Raw genomic sequence first — 850 nt, forward strand, 5'->3', positions numbered from 1 at the left:
GGTCAAGTCCCGGGAAGAGGCGATTGAGTGGGTCAGGCGCTGCCCCAATCCGATGCAAAGCGATTCCGAGATTGAGATCCGGCAAGTGTTCGAGGCCCAAGACTTTGGCGCCGAGTTCACGCCCGAGCTGCGCGAGCAGGAAGAGCGCTTGCGCGCCCAGGTGGCCCAGCGGCAGGCTTAGCCAGTACTGCAGAGGCAAAAGATGGCTACCGATACAGAATGAGGAGCAAGCAATGCAATTCATGATCCTGCGCCGCGCCGACGAGCGCTCTGAGGCCGGCCGGCTTCCCGCCGCCGAAGCTGACCTGCTCTTCGCGCACCTTCAGCCTAGCGCCAATGCGGTGCGCCTCACCTTGCGTAACGGCGAAGCGACCATCACTCCCGGGCCATTTCCCGACCCGGCTGACATGATCGCTGGCTTTGCCGTCATCGACGTCGCCTCCATCGGCGAGGCCGTCGCCTGGCTCAAACGCTGGCCTGCATCGGACGCGCAGGTCGAACTGGAAATACGCGAGAGCGGCTGCCCCGGCGGCTGCGCCCAAGTCGTCGGGCAAGAAGGTGCGCAGGAAGGTGCGCAGGAACGCGCCGCTGCGCAGGGCAAGCGCTTTGCCATTTTGCTGCGCTCTTCGCGCGCGCTCGAGGATGAAGAACCGGTAGCGCAAGCCATGCTCGACGCGTTGGACGCCCACAACGCCGAGCAAGCCAGGGCGGGCGTGTTGCTTGCCGCGGACGGCCTGCGCACCAGCGCGCGCGGGGTCCGCGTCAAGGTGAAAAAAAATGCCTTTGCCGTCATCGATGGCCCCTTCACCGAGATCAAGGAAATGATCGCCGGCTTCTGGATGATACGCGT

1 protein-coding gene and 1 pseudogene are annotated in these 850 nt (G+C 64.5%); both read left to right on the forward strand.

Annotated elements, in window-relative coordinates; all coding sequences use genetic code 11:
• Positions 1-181: pseudogene (locus ACP7BV_RS27395) on the forward strand (YciI family protein); the annotation flags it as partial.
• 52 nt (positions 182-233) lie between these two features.
• Positions 234-850: YciI family protein (locus tag ACP7BV_RS27400; RefSeq protein ID WP_426108064.1), on the forward strand; the 617-nt coding region annotated here is incomplete at its 3' end.

The sequence above is a fragment of the Massilia sp. TSP1-1-2 genome (assembly GCF_049896185.1).
In the GTDB taxonomy this organism is placed as follows: Bacteria; Pseudomonadota; Gammaproteobacteria; order Burkholderiales; family Burkholderiaceae_D; genus Telluria_A.